A 16,160-nucleotide genomic window follows, 5' to 3' on the forward strand; every position below is an offset into this window, starting at 1 on the left:
GCGGGCTTAGCCTACCAGCGCGGCGTTTAGCTCGGCTTCGATAGCGGCCTGATCCAGGGTCTGGCCAATCACCACCAGGCGGGTGATACGCGGCTCATCGGCCTGCCAGGCGCGGTCGAAGTGTTTATCGAAACGCTGGCCAACGCCTTGCAGCAGCAGGCGCATCGGCTTGCCGGGAATCGCCGCAAAACCCTTGATGCGCAGAATGCCGTGTTTGCTGACCGCCTCCTTCAGCGCTTGCAGCAGACGCGCTTCCTCGGCTTCAGGCAGTTCCACGTGGAACGAGGCGAACTCGTCGTGATCGTGGTCTTCATGGCCTTCCAGGTCATGGTGGGTCTTACGGCCCTCGATATGCAGCTCGGTCTCACAGTTCAGGCCCAGCAGCACGTCGAGCGGCAGCTCGCCGCCATGGGCTTCGATGATTTTCACCGCCGGCGGCAGCTCTTCCGCCACTTCCGCGCGCACGGCAGCCAAAGCGGCGGAGTCGAGCAGGTCGGCCTTGTTGAGAATCACCAGGTCGGCGCTGGCCAGCTGGTCGGCGAACAGCTCGTGCAGCGGCGATTCGTGATCGAGATTCGGGTCGAGCTTGCGCTGCGCATCAACCTGCTCGGGGAACGCGGCGAAGGTGCCGGCGGCCACAGCCGGGCTGTCGACCACGGTGATGACCGCGTCCACCGTGCAGGCGTTGCGAATTTCCGGCCAGTTAAAGGCCTGTACCAGCGGCTTGGGCAAAGCCAGGCCGGAGGTTTCGATAAGGATATGGTCAAGCTCGCCGCGGCGCGCCACCAGCTCGCGCATCACCGGGAAAAACTCTTCCTGCACGGTGCAGCACAGGCAGCCGTTGGCCAGTTCGAAGATACGGCCGTTGGCTTCTTCTTCGCTGCAACCGATGGAGCACTGCTTGAGGATTTCGCCGTCGATGCCCAGCTCGCCAAACTCGTTGACGATCACCGCGATACGTCGGCCGTCGGCGTGGCCGAGCATATGCCGCAGCAGGGTGGTTTTACCGGCGCCGAGGAAGCCGGTAACGATGGTGACGGGAAGTTTGGCGAGGGTTTGCATGGCGAGTCCTGCGTGACGTCGAAAGAAAGACGAGCAGGAGGCGGCACAGACATGACAGCCACGGGGCGTCAGCCAACACCACCGGATCACCCCGCCCGGTTGTCGAAAACGTGACGAGGCAGGTCTCCTGGCTCACGACCGGGCTGGCGTAGGTACGCCGGCTACTCCCTTCGCCTTCCCGCGCTGACGCAGTGGCTGTTGTGCTGCAGCGCTTGAGCGGCAGAACAACGCAAGGGACGAGTCGTTTACAGTTGCGGGGGCAGCCAAGGCATCAACCTTGTTCCCTCTTAGCTTCATGGGCATGCCCACGAAGAACCTCGAACGCGACAAGGCTACGCAGGCCATGGCGGCCGGTCAATCGCGGTTGACCGGTGCCGGCCGCCATGTTGAGCTACGCCGCCGCACACACCGAGCGCCGCAGATGATCCCCAGCCACACCCCTCGCCGCCCCGCTGCCGCCGTTCAGGTCGTCGCTGGGCTGGGCTGCCGTAGTGGTTGCGGTGTGGAGGACTTGCTCAGCCTGCTGCTGCACAGCCTGCAGACGCATGGCCTTACTGTGGATAACCTGGCCGGACTGGCCAGCATCGCGCATAAGCAAAGCGAGCAGGGCCTGCTGGCATTGGCCGAACGCCTTGGTCTGCAGCTGAACTGCTTTAGTGCGGAAGAACTGCAGCCCTATCAGCACCGCGTGCAAGGCTCGCCGCTTACCCTGGCCGCCACCGGCAGCCCGGCGGTCGCGGAACCTTGCGCCCTGGCCCTGGCCACACTTATGAGCGGCAATGCTGCCCGCCTGCTCGGCGAAAAAACCCGCAACCCCAGCGCCACCTGTGCGTTGGCGTCGATTGCACCCAAGGATGTGTCATGACCGTCTACTTTATCGGCGCCGGCCCCGGCGACCCCGAGCTGATCACCGTCAAAGGCCAGCGCCTGCTGCGCAGCTGCCCGGTGATTCTCTACGCCGGCTCGCTGGTGCCGGCAGCGGTGCTCGAAGGCCACAGTGCCGAGCAGGTGATCAACACCGCCGAACTGCACCTGGATGAAATCATCGAGCTGATCCGCCAAGCTGATGACAAAGGCCAGGATGTGGCCCGCGTGCACTCCGGCGACCCGTCGCTGTACGGCGCGATTGGCGAACAGATCCGTCACCTGCGCCGGCTGGGCATCGCCTTCGAGATCATCCCTGGGGTGACGGCCACTGCGGCGTGCGCTGCCCTGCTGGAAAGCGAACTGACTCTGCCCGAGGTGTCACAGACGCTGATCCTCACCCGCTATGCGAGCAAGTCGAACATGCCCGAGGGCGAGGCATTGGGCGACTTGGCGCGCCACGGCGCGACCATGGCAATCCACCTGGGTGTGGTGCACCTGAGCAAGATCGTTACTGAGTTGCTGCCGCATTACGGCGCAGATTGCCCGATTGCCGTGGTGCATCGCGCCAGCTGGCCGGATCAGGATTGGGTCAGCGGCACCCTGGCCACCATCGAAGAACAGGTGCGCGCCAAAGGCTTTCGCCGCACCGCGCTGATCCTCGTCGGCCGCGTGCTGCACGCCGAACAGTTTGCCGACTCAGCGCTTTACAACGCTGAGCATCGGCACCTGTTCAGGTCTGCAGAAGACTAAGCAGCAGGCAGTCGGCCAAGCTTATCGACGCAATACGCGCCGTGTGAGCAGCAGCAGATCATCCAACGCCGGCACACTGGCCAATAACACCAGCAGCAAGGCCAGCGGCACGGTGGCGATATAACCCAGGTGGTTAAAACCCAGTGCGCCGATCACCCCGCCGAGGAAGAAGTACAGCGCCAACAGGCTGAGCACCCGCAGACGTTGGCGGTCGGCCATCACCCGAGCGATATCAGGGCCGCGGGTGCGATTCCAATAGAACAGCTTGCCTAGCTCGATACCGATGTCGGTGATGATTCCGGTGATATGGGTGGTGCGGATTTCCGCCCTGGAGAGTTTGGTAATCAGCGCGTTCTGCAGACCCATGATGAAACACAGCAGCATCACCGTCAGCGGCACGAACAGGCCGGTAATCTGCGCCAGCGATGCGCCAAGAAAGCCAAAACACAGCAACAGCGCAGCCTCGAGCAGCAACGGCAGAGCGTATTCGCTGTGCAGCTGGCGGCGCCGCGAGTAATTGATCATCACCGTCGAGCAGGCTGCACCCAGTAGAAATGACAGCACACCGCCGAGACCACTCCACACCAGGCCATAGGCACCCAGAGCAATGTTGTCCGCCATGGCCGAGACGATGCCGGTCATATGCGAGGTGTATTGCTGCACGGCAAGAAAGCCGCCGGCATTGATCGCCCCTGCAACGAAAGCCAGGGCAAAACCCAGATGCCGATTGGCTGCGACACTGCGCGTCCGTCCGGTCAGGCTTCTCGCATAGCGAATAGGCATAAGTGCCTCGGGTGAACGGCAGGGCTTAGAGATGAATCTCCGCGCCCTTGATGCCGAGTAGGCGCAACTCTTCGATCAGACCATTGAGATCGGCGAAGGACTCCACCTGCTCCTGGTCATCGACCAGAAAGAAGCTGGTGCCCGCGCCTTTCTTCAACAGCACGATCCATTCCCGGGTATTGGCCGGGTTGACGATGATATGGGTATCAAAGAGCACGCCCTGAGCCTGCTTGCTCTTTATATCTTCACGCCGCATCAGCTGGCTCCTGCTTACTCAACCGTTACGCTCTTGGCCAGGTTGCGCGGCTGGTCGACGTCGGTGCCCTTGAGCACAGCGACGTAGTAGGACAGCAGCTGCAGTGGAATGGTGTAGAGGATCGGCGCCAGGGCGTCGTGGATGTGCGGCATGTTCACCACATGGGTGCCCTCGCCATTGCTCATGCCGGCCTGCTCGTCGGCAAACACCAGCAGCTCGCCGCCACGGGCGCGCACTTCCTGCAGGTTGGATTTGAGCTTTTCCAGCAGCTCGTTATTCGGCGCCACGGTGACCACTGGCATATCACTGTCGACCAACGCCAGCGGGCCGTGCTTAAGCTCGCCAGCCGGGTAGGCCTCGGCGTGGATATAGGAAATTTCCTTGAGTTTGAGCGCGCCTTCCATCGCCACCGGGTACTGCGCGCCACGGCCGAGAAACAGGCTGTGGTGCTTCTCGGCGAACAATTCGGAGACTTTCTCGACCACGCTGTCCATGGCCAGGGCTTCGCCCAGGCGGGTTGGCAGGCGGCGCAGTTCGTCCACCAGCTCGGCTTCTAGGGCCTTATCCAGGGTGCCACGCACCTGACCGAGGGACAGGGTCAGCAGCATCAGCGCGACCAGCTGGGTGGTGAAGGCTTTGGTTGAGGCCACACCGATTTCCGGGCCGGCCTGAGTCAGCAGGGTCAGGTCGGATTCACGCACCAGCGAGCTGATGCCAACGTTGCAAATCGCCAGGCTGGCCAGGTAGCCGCCCTGGCCAGGCGCATGCTCCTTGGCATTGCGCAGCGCGGCCAGGGTGTCGGCGGTTTCGCCGGACTGGGAGATACTGACAAAAAGGGTGTCCGGCTGCACCACCACCTTGCGGTAGCGGAACTCGCTGGCCACTTCGATCTGGCAAGGAATCCCAGCCAGGCCTTCCAGCCAGTAACGGGCGACCATACCGGCGTGATAACTGGTGCCGCAGGCAACGATTTGCACGTTGCGCACCTTGGCGAACAGCTCAGCGGCTTGCGGACCGAAAGCCTGAACCAGCACGTGATCGGAACCCAGACGGCCTTCCAGGGTGCGCTGCACGACCTTGGGCTGCTCATGGATTTCCTTGAGCATAAAGTGGCGGTACTCGCCCTTGTCAGCGGCTTCCGCACCTTCGTGGTATTGCACGCTCTCGCGTACCACCGGCTGGCCGGATACATTCCAGATCTGCACGCTGTCGCGCTGGATTTCGGCGATATCGCCTTCTTCCAAGTACATAAAGCGGTCGGTGACCTGACGCAGAGCCAGCTGGTCGGAGGCGAGGAAGTTCTCACCCAGGCCCAGGCCGATCACCAGCGGGCTGCCGCTACGAGCGGCGAGCAGGCGATCTGGCTGCTTAGCGCTGATCACCGCCAGGCCGTAGGCACCGTGCAATTCCTTGACCGCCTCTTTCAGTGCCACGGTCAGATCCGGCTGAGTTTTCAGCTTGTGGTCGAGCAGGTGCACAATCACTTCGGTGTCGGTATCGGAGCTGAACACGTAACCCAGCCCCTTGAGCTGGGAACGCAGTTCTTCGTGGTTCTCGATGATGCCGTTGTGCACCACTGCCAGATCATGGCCAGAGAAGTGTGGGTGGGCGTTACGCTCGCTCGGTGCGCCATGGGTGGCCCAACGGGTGTGGGCGATACCCAGGCGACCGGCCAACGGCTCGGCACTTAGCGCGCTTTCCAGCTCACTGACCTTGCCCACGCGGCGGCGACGGTCGAGGTCACCTTTATCCGTCAGCAGCGCCACGCCGGCGCTGTCGTAGCCGCGGTATTCCAGGCGCTTGAGGCCTTCAACCAGCACAGCGGTGATATTGCGTTCGGCGACTGCGCCTACGATGCCACACATAATCTTCTCCTTAAGCTTCAACAGCCGCGCAGATCAGCTTGATGCCGCGCTCGGTCAATTGTTCACGCGCCTCAGGGCTGAGGCGTTCGTCGGTTATCAGGGTATGGATACCGCTCCAGGGCAGCTCCAGGTTGGGAATCTTGCGGCCGATCTTGTCGCTCTCGACCATCACCACCACTTCACGCGCCACATCCGCCATCACCCGGCTAAGCCCAAGCAATTCATTGAAGGTGGTGGTGCCACGGTTCAGGTCGATGCCATCGGCGCCAATAAACAACTGGTCGAAATCGTAAGAACGCAGCACCTGCTCGGCGACCTGGCCCTGGAAGGACTCGGAATGCGGGTCCCAGGTGCCGCCGGTCATCAGCAGCACCGGCTCGTGCTCCAGTTCGCTGATGGCGCGGGCCACGTTGAGCGAGTTGGTCATCACCACCAGACCGGGCTTGTGGCCAAGCTGCGGGATCATCGCCGCGGTGGTGGTGCCGCTGTCGATAATGATCCGCGCATGCTCGCGAATACGCGCTACCCCGGCACGGGCGATGGCCTGCTTGTACTGGGAGATCGGCTGGATATCGCTGATAAGCTCTTGCGGCATGGGTACTGCACCGCCGTAACGACGCAGCAGCAGGCCGCTCTTTTCGAGGGCGGCGAGGTCTTTGCGAATGGTCACTTCCGAGGTGGCGAACGCTTTCGACAACTCGTCCACACTCACCTCACCTTGCTCGGCGAGCAGGGCAAGAATGGTGTGGCGTCGCTGCGGAGTGTTGCGTTTCGACATGCTAAGTTTCGATTCGAAAGATAATGACGCGAATCAAAACCTAATGAAGCTTTTTCGTCAAGCCTGAAAACGACAAAAGGCGGCAGAGCCACCTTTTGTGTTGCTGCTCACACAGCAGCCAAAGCAGCCTACTTGGTGATTTTCACCGGGCGCTTCCAGCCTTCGATATTGCGCTGCTTCGCGCGCCCAACGGCCAGGGTGTTATCCGGCACATCACCAGTAATCACCGAGCCGGCACCGGTGGTGGCGCGATCACCCAGCGTCACGGGGGCGACCAGGGCGCTGTTGGAGCCGATAAATACGTCCTCACCCAGTACCGTCTTGAACTTGTTGGCGCCATCGTAATTGCAGGTGATGGTGCCCGCGCCGATATTGCTCCGCGCACCGATTTCGGCGTCGCCCAGGTAGCTCAAATGGCCGGCCTTGGCGCCTTCCCCCAGCTTGGCGTTCTTCAGCTCGACGAAGTTACCCACATGGGCTTTGGCGCCCAGCACCGAACCCGGACGCAGGCGGGCGAATGGACCGCAATCGGCACCCTCACCCACTTCGGCACCTTCCAGATGGCTGTTAGCTTTAACGATGGCACCTTTACGCAGGATTGAGTTTTTGATCACGCAGTTCGGCCCGATCTGCACGCCATCTTCGATCACCACCTGGCCTTCGAGGATTACGTTGATATCGATCGACACATCACGACCTACCGTGGCTTCACCGCGCAGGTCGAAACGCGCCGGGTCGATCAGGGTTACGCCCTGCACCATCAAGCGGCGCGCGGCACGGTACTGATAGTGGCGCTCCAGCTGCGAAAGCTGGATGCGATCGTTGGCACCCAGCACTTCCATCTCGTCAGCCGCCTGTTCGGTGGCGACCACCAGACCATCGGCTACGGCCATGGCGATTACGTCAGTCAGGTAGTACTCGCCTTGGGCGTTGCTGTTGGACAAACGACCGAGCCAATCACCGAGTTTTTTCCCTGGGACGGCGAGAATGCCGGTGTTGCCTTCACGGATCAGGCGCTGCTCGGCGCTGGCGTCCTTGTGCTCGACGATGGCCTTCACCACACCCTGCTCATCACGCACGATGCGGCCGTAGCCAGTTGGGTCGTTCAGATTGACCGTGAGCAAGCCAAGTTGCTGTTCGCTGACCTGCTGTAACAGACGCTGCAGGGTTTCCACTTCGATCAGCGGCACATCACCGTAGAGAATCAGCACACGCTCGGCGCTCAACGTCGGCAGCGCTTGAGCCACGGCATGGCCGGTGCCCAGTTGTTCGCTCTGCAGCACGAAATTTAGGTCATCCGCCGCCAGTCGCTCGCGCACCAATTCCGCGCCATGGCCGATCACCACATGAATACCTTGCGGTTTCAGCAGGCGGGCGGTGTCGATCACATGGCCAAGCATGGCTTTGCCAGCAACCGGGTGCAGCACTTTCGGCAAGGCGGAACGCATGCGGGTGCCTTGGCCGGCGGCGAGGATAACGATATCGAGCGACATAAGAGCGGATTCCAGGCAGACGAAGGCGGGCTAAATCCCTAGCCCGGCCAACTGAAAAGGTAAAAACAGCAGGCAAAGAAAAAGGGTAGCCAAGGCTACCCTTTTACTCGTTTGCGATGAAGCCTCGGAATTAACCGCCGAACTTCTTGCGCAACTGCTGAACGGTACGCAGCTGAGCCGCGACCTCAGCCAAGTGAGCGGCTGCGGAACCGTAATCGAACTCCGCACCCTTCTCATTCAAGGCATTCTCGGCAGCCCGGAGGGCTTCCTGAGCAGCAGCTTCATCGATATCGGCAGCACGCTGCACGGTATCGGCGAGAACTTTCACCACACTCGGCTGAACTTCGAGGAAGCCACCGGAGATGTAGAACACCTCGGTTTCGCCACCCAGCTTGACCAGACGAATCGGACCCGGTTTGAGGTCGGTGATCAGCGGCGCGTGGCCTGGAGCGATACCGATATCACCCAGGTTGCCGTGCGCAATCACCATCTCGACCAGACCGGAGAAGATCTCGCCTTCTGCGCTGACGATGTCGCAATGGACTGTCATAGCCATGTCTAACCTCACGTATCGATCTGTTTAACCACTACTACGTGAATAAACAGACCGTAAGCGCCCGTTGCCGGGCGCACGGGTGATTACAGTTTCTTCGCTTTCTCAACAGCTTCTTCGATGCTGCCAACCATGTAGAACGCCTGCTCTGGCAGGTGATCGTAGTCACCTTTCAGAATGCCGCTGAAGCCGGCAATGGTGTCCTTCAGGGAAACGTACTTGCCTGGCGAACCGGTGAAGACTTCGGCCACGAAGAACGGCTGGGACAGGAAGCGCTGGATCTTACGAGCACGGGATACCAGCTGCTTGTCTGCTTCGGACAGTTCGTCCATACCCAGAATCGCGATGATGTCCTTCAGCTCTTTGTAGCGCTGCAGTACGTACTGCACGCCGCGAGCGGTGTCGTAGTGCTCCTGGCCGATAACCATCGGGTCCAGCTGGCGCGACGTCGAGTCGAGTGGATCGACCGCTGGGTAGATACCCAGGGAAGCGATGTCACGGGACAGTACAACGGTGGCGTCCAAGTGGGCGAAGGTGGTCGCCGGGCTTGGGTCGGTCAGGTCGTCCGCAGGTACGTATACGGCCTGGATCGAGGTGATCGAACCGGTCTTGGTCGAAGTAATACGCTCTTGCAGAACGCCCATTTCTTCGGCCAGGGTCGGCTGGTAGCCTACCGCGGAAGGCATACGGCCCAACAGTGCGGATACTTCGGTACCGGCCAGGGTGTAACGGTAGATGTTGTCCACGAAGAACAGAACATCACGGCCTTCGTCACGGAACTTCTCGGCCATGGTCAGGCCGGTCAGTGCTACGCGCAGACGGTTGCCTGGTGGCTCGTTCATCTGACCGTAAACCAGGGCTACCTTGTCGAGAACGTTGGAGTCCTTCATCTCGTGGTAGAAGTCGTTACCCTCACGAGTACGCTCACCCACACCGGCGAACACGGAATAACCGCTGTGCTCGATGGCGATGTTACGGATCAGTTCCATCATGTTTACGGTTTTGCCTACACCGGCACCACCGAACAGACCGACTTTACCGCCCTTGGCGAACGGGCAAACCAGGTCGATAACCTTGATGCCGGTTTCCAGCAGCTCGTTGGAGCCAGCTTGCTCGGCATAGGAAGGCGCGGCACGGTGAATGCCCCAACGCTCTTCTTCGCCAATTGGGCCAGCTTCGTCGATTGGGTTGCCCAGCACGTCCATGATACGGCCGAGGGTTTTCACCCCAACCGGTACCTGGATACCTGCGCCAGTGCTGCCGACGCTCAGGCCACGCTTGAGGCCTTCGGTCGAACCCATCGCAATGGTACGTACCACGCCGTCGCCCAGCTGCTGCTGAACTTCCAGGGTGGTTTCGGCGCCGACTACTTTCAGCGCTTCATAAACACTCGGCACTTGATCACGCGGGAATTCCACGTCGATAACGGCGCCGATGATTTGAACGATACGTCCGCTACTCATCTTTGGTTCCTCTGAATATTTGAACCGTGCTTAAACCGCGGCAGCGCCGCCGACGATTTCCGAAATTTCCTGGGTGATCGCTGCCTGACGTGCCTTGTTGTAAACCAACTGCAGGTCTTTGATGATATCGCCAGCGTTATCGGTGGCGTTCTTCATTGCGATCATCCGGGCCGCTTGTTCAGCCGCGTTGTTCTCAACCACTGCCTGGTAAACCTGCGACTCCACGTAACGCACCATCAAGCCGTCGAGCAGCTCTTTGGCGTCGGGTTCGTACAGGTAATCCCAGTGGTGCTTGAGTTCTTTATCCGGATCGGCCACCAGCGGAATCAACTGCTCCACTGTCGGCTTTTGCGTCATGGTATTGATGAACTTGTTCGAGACCACGGACAAACGATCGATGCGACCATCGAGGTAGGCATCGAGCATTACCTTGACGCTACCAATCAGATCATTGATCGACGGTTCTTCGCCCAGGTGGCTGATCGCAGCAACGATGTTGCCACCAAAGTTGCGGAAGAACGCCGCGCCTTTGCTGCCAACTACGCAGAGATCAATCTCCACGCCTTGCTCGCGATTGCTCGCCATGTCTTTGACCAGAGCCTTGAACAGGTTGGTGTTCAGACCACCACACAGACCACGGTCCGAGCTCACCACGATATAACCTACACGCTTAACTTCGCGCTCGATCATGAACGGGTGACGGTATTCCGGGTTGGCGTTGGCCAGATGACCAATCACCTGGCGGATACGCTCCGCGTAGGGACGGCTAGCAGCCATGCGCATTTGTGCTCTGCGCATTTTGCTGACCGCCACCTTTTCCATGGCGCTGGTGATCTTCTGCGTGCTTTTGATGCTCGCAATCTTGCTGCGAATCTCTTTTGCGCCTGCCATTTGACACCTATCGGGTTAGCAAGCGGGGACCTCACGGCCCCCGCTGCGGCTTACCAGGTTTGGGTGGCCTTGAACTTCTCGATACCGGCTTTCAGGCCAGCGTCGATTTCGTCGTTAAAGTCACCCTTCTCGTTGATCTTCGCCAGCAGTGCGGCGTGATCCCGGTTGAAGTAAGCAATCAGGGCCTGCTCGAATGCACCAATCTTGGCGACTTCGATATCGACCAGGAAACCACGCTCGGCGGCATACAGCGACAGCGACATGTCAGCGATCGACATTGGCGCATATTGCTTCTGCTTCATCAGCTCAGTAACGCGCTGACCGTGCTCAAGTTGCTTACGAGTGGCTTCGTCCAGGTCAGAAGCGAACTGGGCGAATGCTGCCAGTTCACGGTACTGAGCCAGAGCGGTACGGATACCACCGGAAAGCTTCTTGATGATCTTGGTCTGTGCAGCACCACCCACGCGGGATACCGAAATACCGGCGTTGACCGCAGGACGGATACCCGAGTTGAACATGGCCGATTCCAGGAAGATCTGACCGTCGGTGATCGAGATCACGTTGGTCGGAACGAACGCGGAAACGTCGCCCGCCTGGGTTTCGATGATCGGCAGAGCGGTCAGGGAACCGGTTTTGCCAGTCACAGCGCCATTGGTGAACTTCTCAACGTACTCTTCGGAAACGCGGGAAGCGCGCTCCAGCAGACGGCTGTGGAGATAGAACACGTCGCCTGGGTAGGCTTCACGGCCTGGCGGACGGCGCAGCAGCAGGGAAATCTGGCGGTAAGCCACTGCTTGCTTGGACAGATCGTCATAAACGATCAGCGCGTCTTCACCGCGGTCGCGGAAGTATTCGCCCATGGTGCAACCGGCGTACGGTGCAATGAACTGCAGAGCAGCGGATTCGGAAGCGGAAGCTGCGACAACGATGGTGTTAGCCAGCGCGCCGTTTTCTTCCAGCTTGCGTACCACGTTGGCGATGGTCGATTGCTTCTGACCAATGGCTACGTAGACGCACTTAATGCCGCTGTTCTTCTGGTTGATGATGGCGTCGATGGCCAGAGCGGTTTTACCGATCTGACGGTCACCGATGATCAGCTCACGCTGGCCACGGCCAACCGGGATCATGGCATCGACCGACTTGTAACCGGTTTGCACCGGCTGGTCGACCGACTTACGCCAGATCACGCCCGGCGCAACCTTTTCAACAGCGTCGGTAGCGACGTTGTTCAGCGGGCCTTTGCCGTCAATTGGGTTACCCAGTGCGTCGACAACGCGACCCAGCAGTTCCGGACCAACCGGAACTTCGAGGATACGGCCGGTGCACTTGGCGCTCATGCCTTCGGCAAGGCTGGTGTAAGCACCCAGCACAACAGCACCAACGGAGTCTTGCTCCAGGTTCAGTGCCATACCGTAGACGCCGCCCGGGAACTCGATCATTTCGCCGTACATTACGTCGGCGAGACCGTGAATACGCACGATACCGTCAGATACGCTGACGACAGTGCCTTCGTTACGGGCTTGAGAGGCGACATCGAGATTCTCGATACGCCCCTTGATGATTTCACTTATTTCGGAAGGATTGAGTTGCTGCATAGCTCTGCTGCCCCTTCAAACTCAAGATTTCAATGCTTCGGCCAGCTTCGCGATTTTGCCGCGAACTGAGCCATCGATAACCAGGTCGCCGGCGCGGATCACGACACCACCGATCAGGGTGGCATCCTCCGCGGCGTGCAGACGCACTTCTCGGCCGAGCCGTGCACTGAGAACCTTGGCGAGTTTGTCTTGCTGTTCATCGCTCAATGCGAAGGCACTGGTAACGTCCACGTCGATCGACTTTTCCTGCTCGGCTTTGTACAGCTCGAACAGTTCAACGATCTGTGGCAATAAAGCCAGGCGATCGTTTTCAGCGACGATATGAATGAAATTGCGTACCTGGGCGTCGAACTTGTCACCACACACGTCAATGAACGTGGTGGCCTTGTCTGTACTCGTCAAACGCGGAGTCTTAAGCACGCGTTGCATGGTGTCGTCTTGCGACACCGCTGCAGCCAGGCCGAGCATGGCTGACCAATTGGCCAGCTGCTGGTGGGCCTGGGCGTGCTCAAAAGCAGCCTTAGCGTAAGGTCGGGCCAGCGTGGTCAGTTCTGCCATGATCGCGCCCCTCGCTTAAATTTCGGCTGCCAGTTTGGAAACCAGCTCCGCATGCGCGTTTTGGTCGATAGATGCGCCCAGGATCTTCTCGGCACCGCTAACGGCCAGGCTACCCAGTTGGGCACGCAGCGCGTCTTTGACACCATTCAGTTCCTGTTCGATCTCGGCCAGAGCCTGGGCCTTCACACGGTCAGCTTCGACGCGGGCCTGTTCACGGGCTTCGTCGACGATCTGGGTACCGCGTTTCTTGGCTTGCTCAATGATCTCGGCTGCTTGGCCTTTGGCTTCGCGCAGTTGCTGACCCACTTTCTCTTGGGCCAACTCCAGGTCACGAGCCGCACGGCTAGCAGCGTCCAGGCCGTCTGCGATCTTCTTCTGACGTTCTTGCAAAGCCGTAATGACCGGAGGCCACACGTACTTCATGCAGAACAGCACGAAGATGAAGAAGGCAACGGACTGGCCAATCAGGGTTGCATTAATGTTCACGCCAACACCTCGCTCGTTCGTTGTCCATCAAACCAATTCACTCAAAACGAGTGAATTAGCCTGCGATTTGACCAACGAAAGGGTTCGCGAAGGTGAAGAACAGTGCGATACCAACACCGATCATGGTCACGGCGTCGAGCAGACCGGCGACGATGAACATTTTCACTTGCAGCATCGGAACCATTTCTGGCTGACGCGCAGCGCCTTCCAGGAACTTGCCGCCCAGCAGGCCGAAACCAATGGCGGTACCCAGGGCACCCAGGCCAATCAGCAGTGCTACAGCGATAGCGGTCAGACCAACTACAGTTTCCATCTTTCCTCCCGACTTTTTATGTCGTATTGGTTAAGGTTTTCTAAGGTAAAGCGGTAAAGCAAAATCGGTACTTCTGGTTGCCCTTGCGGGCGTCCACTGCAAGCGCCTAAGCGCTCTTAGTGGTTGTCTTCGTGCGCCATCGACAGGTAGACGATGGTCAGCATCATGAAGATGAACGCCTGCAGCACGATGATCAGGATGTGGAACACAGCCCACGCCCACTGCAGGGCAATACCCAGCGCGCCCAGCAGCAAACCGCCGCCAAACATGATCGCGATGAGGATAAAGATCAACTCGCCGGCATACAGGTTGCCGAACAGACGCAGTGCCAGGGAAATTGGCTTGGCGATCAGGGTCACGAATTCAAGCAGGAAGTTGACCGGAATCAGCAGGGCTTGAACGAACACGTTCTTGCTGCCGAACGGGTGCAGGGTCAGCTCGCCGATGAAACCACCAATACCTTTGACCTTGATGCTGTAGTACAGAATCAGAGCAAATACCGACAGGGCCAGGCCCAGGGTAGCGTTTGGATCAGTGGTCGGTACAACGCGGAAGTACAGGTGCGGGTCGCCGGAAATTTTTGCCGCCAGCATTGGCAACCAATCTACCGGGATCAGGTCCATGAAGTTCATCAGGAAAACCCAGACGAAGATGGTCAGACCCAGCGGTGCGATCAGCGCGTTGCGGCCGTGGAAGGTGTCCTTGACGCTGCCGTCAACGAACTCAACCAGGACTTCAACGAAGTTCTGCAGCTTGCCCGGTTGCCCGGACGTGGCGCGTTTAGCAGCGGCACGGAACAGCAGGATGAAGAACAGGCCCAACACGACAGACACCGCCAGGGTGTCGACGTGAAATGCCCAGAAGCCCATTTCCTGAGCTTCTTTTGCGTTGTGGGCGAAACTCCAGCCGTTGACCGGGTGCTGACCGTAGGTCAGGTTGGTCAAGTGGTGCTGGATATAACCCGAAGCGGTTTCTGCTGCTGCCATATATCCCTCGAGCGCTAAGGTCTTAAAAGTCTTGTTTTCATCAGCAGGGGCGAAAACCAATTGACCAACTGGGTCAGGACGAACACGCCAAATACTGCCAGCGGTTCCAGAGGTTTCACACCTGCAAAGGTCAGTGCAAACAGCACTGCCGTTAAAACCAGTTTGCCCGCCTCACCGGCATAAAAAGACCGGACGATGGCTTGAGCAGCCCGCGCTCCACTAAAACGGAACGCCTTGTGGGCAAAGTACAGATTCGGCAGCCAAGCAATCAGGCCACCACACAACCCTGAGTAGCCTGCTACTGAGCCTTGCCACTGCCACAACACCAGGGCCAGCAACAGCAGTACCAGCAGTTGCACCAGCAGTACCGGGAAAACAGCTAAACGATGGAAGGGCAGGCGATTCGGCGTGCGAACGTCCATCTTGTTTTCCTGAAAGCTGAACTCGGGCGTCGGCACCTGAAATCAATAACTTGGCATACTTTGTGCCGACGAAATGCGCGCAGAGTATAGGGGTGCTTCCCCCCCCATTCAACTGTCGGGTAGTGATTTCCGACTAGTCGCTACACGCTCAATTGTTTCAGCGAATGTGGGCGAGTACGCCCTGCAGTTCGTCCAGCGAGCTGTAGCTGATCACCAGCTGCCCTTTGCCTTTCTGCCCGTGCTTGATCTGCACCGGCGAGCCCAGGCGCTCAGCCAGGCGCTGTTCTAGACGGGTGATGTCCGGATCAACTTTAGCCACTGCTGCTGGCTTCTCTTTGCTGTTCAACCACTGGCGAACCAGTGCTTCGGTTTGGCGCACAGTGAGGCCGCGTGCGACAACATGTCGCGCACCTTCAGTCTGCTGTTCGGCCGGCAAACCGAGCAAGGCGCGGGCATGACCCATTTCCAGATCGCCATGGGACAGCAGGGTTTTGATCTCTTCCGGCAGGGCAATCAGGCGCAGCAGGTTGCTGATGGTCACGCGCGACTTACCCACAGCATCGGCGACCTGCTGCTGAGTCAGCTGGAACTCCTGCTGCAGCCGTTGCAAGGCCATGGCTTCTTCGATGGGGTTGAGGTCTTCGCGCTGGATGTTCTCGATCAGCGCCATGGCGATGGCGGCTTCATCCGGCAATTCACGAACCATGGTCGGGATCTTGTCCAGGCCGGCTTGCTGACTGGCACGCCAGCGGCGTTCGCCGGCAACGATCTCGAAACGTCCTTCGCCAATCGGCCGCACCACAATCGGCTGCATCACGCCGTGGGCCTTGATCGACTGCGCCAGTTCTTCCAGAGCGGTGGCATCCATGTCACGGCGCGGCTGGTATTTACCGCGCTGGATCAGGTCCAGGGGTACGTATTGCAGTTCACGGCTGTCGACCTGCGCGGCCTCTTCCTGCAAAGCGCTGACACTGGTACCGCCCAGCAACGCATCCAGACCGCGTCCCAGTCCTCGTTTTTTCACAGCCATGGGTATTTC

The 16,160-nt window shown here is 59.5% G+C and carries 18 protein-coding genes and 1 riboswitch; of the genes, 2 read left to right on the forward strand and 16 right to left on the reverse strand.

The annotated features are described in order from the left end of the window. Positions 1–6: 6 nt before the first annotated feature. A complete protein-coding gene (cobW, locus tag HCI85_RS15685) occupies positions 7–1,062 on the reverse strand; it encodes a cobalamin biosynthesis protein CobW (RefSeq protein WP_167145875.1) in 1,056 nt (351 codons plus the stop codon). 100 nt (positions 1,063–1,162) lie between these two features. Then, positions 1,163–1,397: riboswitch (cobalamin riboswitch) on the reverse strand. On the opposite strand from cobW, the gene HCI85_RS15690 reads away from it, so the two are divergent. Continuing rightward, the gene (locus tag HCI85_RS15690) at positions 1,364–1,927 is read left to right on the forward strand and encodes a cobalamin biosynthesis protein (RefSeq protein ID WP_241693797.1); all 564 of its coding nucleotides are present in this window, start codon (positions 1,364–1,366) and stop codon (positions 1,925–1,927) included. Its footprint overlaps the riboswitch before it by 34 nt. Beyond that, positions 1,924–2,679 carry a precorrin-4 C(11)-methyltransferase gene (gene cobM, locus HCI85_RS15695; RefSeq protein ID WP_167145877.1) on the forward strand — a complete coding sequence of 252 codons (756 nt, stop codon included), beginning with the start codon at positions 1,924–1,926 and terminating at the stop codon, positions 2,677–2,679. Before HCI85_RS15690 ends, cobM begins: the two co-directional genes overlap by 4 nt. A gap of 21 nt (positions 2,680–2,700) precedes the next feature. Here cobM and HCI85_RS15700 read toward each other — a convergent pair whose 3' ends face one another. The 15 genes from HCI85_RS15700 to HCI85_RS15770 form a co-directional block, all read right to left on the reverse strand. Beyond that, complete coding sequence (locus HCI85_RS15700) at positions 2,701–3,462, reverse strand: YoaK family protein (RefSeq protein ID WP_167145880.1); 762 nt, start codon at positions 3,460–3,462, stop codon at positions 2,701–2,703. A 25-nt stretch (positions 3,463–3,487) separates the two neighbouring features. After that, positions 3,488–3,718: a hypothetical protein gene (locus tag HCI85_RS15705; protein WP_160086312.1), complete on the reverse strand. Its 231-nt coding sequence runs from the start codon at positions 3,716–3,718 to the stop codon at positions 3,488–3,490. Between the two features lie 14 nt (positions 3,719–3,732). Continuing rightward, the gene (gene glmS / locus HCI85_RS15710; protein WP_167145881.1) at positions 3,733–5,583 is read right to left on the reverse strand and encodes a glutamine--fructose-6-phosphate transaminase (isomerizing); all 1,851 of its coding nucleotides are present in this window, start codon (positions 5,581–5,583) and stop codon (positions 3,733–3,735) included. A 10-nt stretch (positions 5,584–5,593) separates the two neighbouring features. Next, positions 5,594–6,361, reverse strand: a complete 768-nt coding sequence (locus HCI85_RS15715) for a DeoR/GlpR family DNA-binding transcription regulator (protein WP_160086316.1) — start codon at positions 6,359–6,361, stop codon at positions 5,594–5,596. Between the two features lie 128 nt (positions 6,362–6,489). Further along, positions 6,490–7,854 carry a bifunctional UDP-N-acetylglucosamine diphosphorylase/glucosamine-1-phosphate N-acetyltransferase GlmU gene (glmU, locus tag HCI85_RS15720; protein ID WP_167145883.1) on the reverse strand — a complete coding sequence of 455 codons (1,365 nt, stop codon included), beginning with the start codon at positions 7,852–7,854 and terminating at the stop codon, positions 6,490–6,492. Positions 7,855–7,984: 130 nt separating this feature from the next. Beyond that, positions 7,985–8,410 carry a F0F1 ATP synthase subunit epsilon gene (locus tag HCI85_RS15725; protein ID WP_090254171.1) on the reverse strand — a complete coding sequence of 142 codons (426 nt, stop codon included), beginning with the start codon at positions 8,408–8,410 and terminating at the stop codon, positions 7,985–7,987. 83 nt (positions 8,411–8,493) lie between these two features. Beyond that, positions 8,494–9,870 carry a F0F1 ATP synthase subunit beta gene (gene atpD / locus HCI85_RS15730; protein ID WP_090378655.1) on the reverse strand — a complete coding sequence of 459 codons (1,377 nt, stop codon included), beginning with the start codon at positions 9,868–9,870 and terminating at the stop codon, positions 8,494–8,496. Positions 9,871–9,900: 30 nt separating this feature from the next. Then, a complete protein-coding gene (gene atpG, locus HCI85_RS15735; RefSeq protein WP_090254176.1) occupies positions 9,901–10,761 on the reverse strand; it encodes a F0F1 ATP synthase subunit gamma in 861 nt (286 codons plus the stop codon). 50 nt (positions 10,762–10,811) lie between these two features. Next, positions 10,812–12,356 (reverse strand): F0F1 ATP synthase subunit alpha, encoded by a 1,545-nt coding sequence (gene atpA / locus HCI85_RS15740; protein ID WP_090254179.1) that lies wholly within the window; start codon positions 12,354–12,356, stop codon positions 10,812–10,814. Positions 12,357–12,377: 21 nt separating this feature from the next. Further along, entirely contained in the window at positions 12,378–12,914 is a 537-nt protein-coding gene (locus HCI85_RS15745) for a F0F1 ATP synthase subunit delta (RefSeq protein WP_090254181.1), read from the reverse strand. 15 nt (positions 12,915–12,929) lie between these two features. After that, positions 12,930–13,400, reverse strand: a complete 471-nt coding sequence (locus tag HCI85_RS15750) for a F0F1 ATP synthase subunit B (protein WP_090254183.1) — start codon at positions 13,398–13,400, stop codon at positions 12,930–12,932. Between the two features lie 55 nt (positions 13,401–13,455). Then, on the reverse strand, positions 13,456–13,713 hold the full coding sequence (gene atpE / locus HCI85_RS15755; protein ID WP_003097235.1) for a F0F1 ATP synthase subunit C: 258 nt from the start codon (positions 13,711–13,713) through the stop codon (positions 13,456–13,458). Positions 13,714–13,829: 116 nt separating this feature from the next. Continuing rightward, positions 13,830–14,699: a F0F1 ATP synthase subunit A gene (atpB, locus tag HCI85_RS15760; RefSeq protein ID WP_160086320.1), complete on the reverse strand. Its 870-nt coding sequence runs from the start codon at positions 14,697–14,699 to the stop codon at positions 13,830–13,832. A 14-nt stretch (positions 14,700–14,713) separates the two neighbouring features. Then, on the reverse strand, positions 14,714–15,121 hold the full coding sequence (locus HCI85_RS15765; RefSeq protein WP_160086322.1) for a F0F1 ATP synthase subunit I: 408 nt from the start codon (positions 15,119–15,121) through the stop codon (positions 14,714–14,716). 157 nt (positions 15,122–15,278) lie between these two features. After that, complete coding sequence (locus tag HCI85_RS15770; RefSeq protein WP_167145885.1) at positions 15,279–16,151, reverse strand: ParB/RepB/Spo0J family partition protein; 873 nt, start codon at positions 16,149–16,151, stop codon at positions 15,279–15,281. Positions 16,152–16,160: the final 9 nt, after the last annotated feature.

The sequence above is a fragment of the Pseudomonas sp. OTU750018 genome (genome assembly GCF_011636575.1).
GTDB classification, from domain to species: Bacteria; Pseudomonadota; Gammaproteobacteria; order Pseudomonadales; family Pseudomonadaceae; genus Aquipseudomonas; species Aquipseudomonas peli.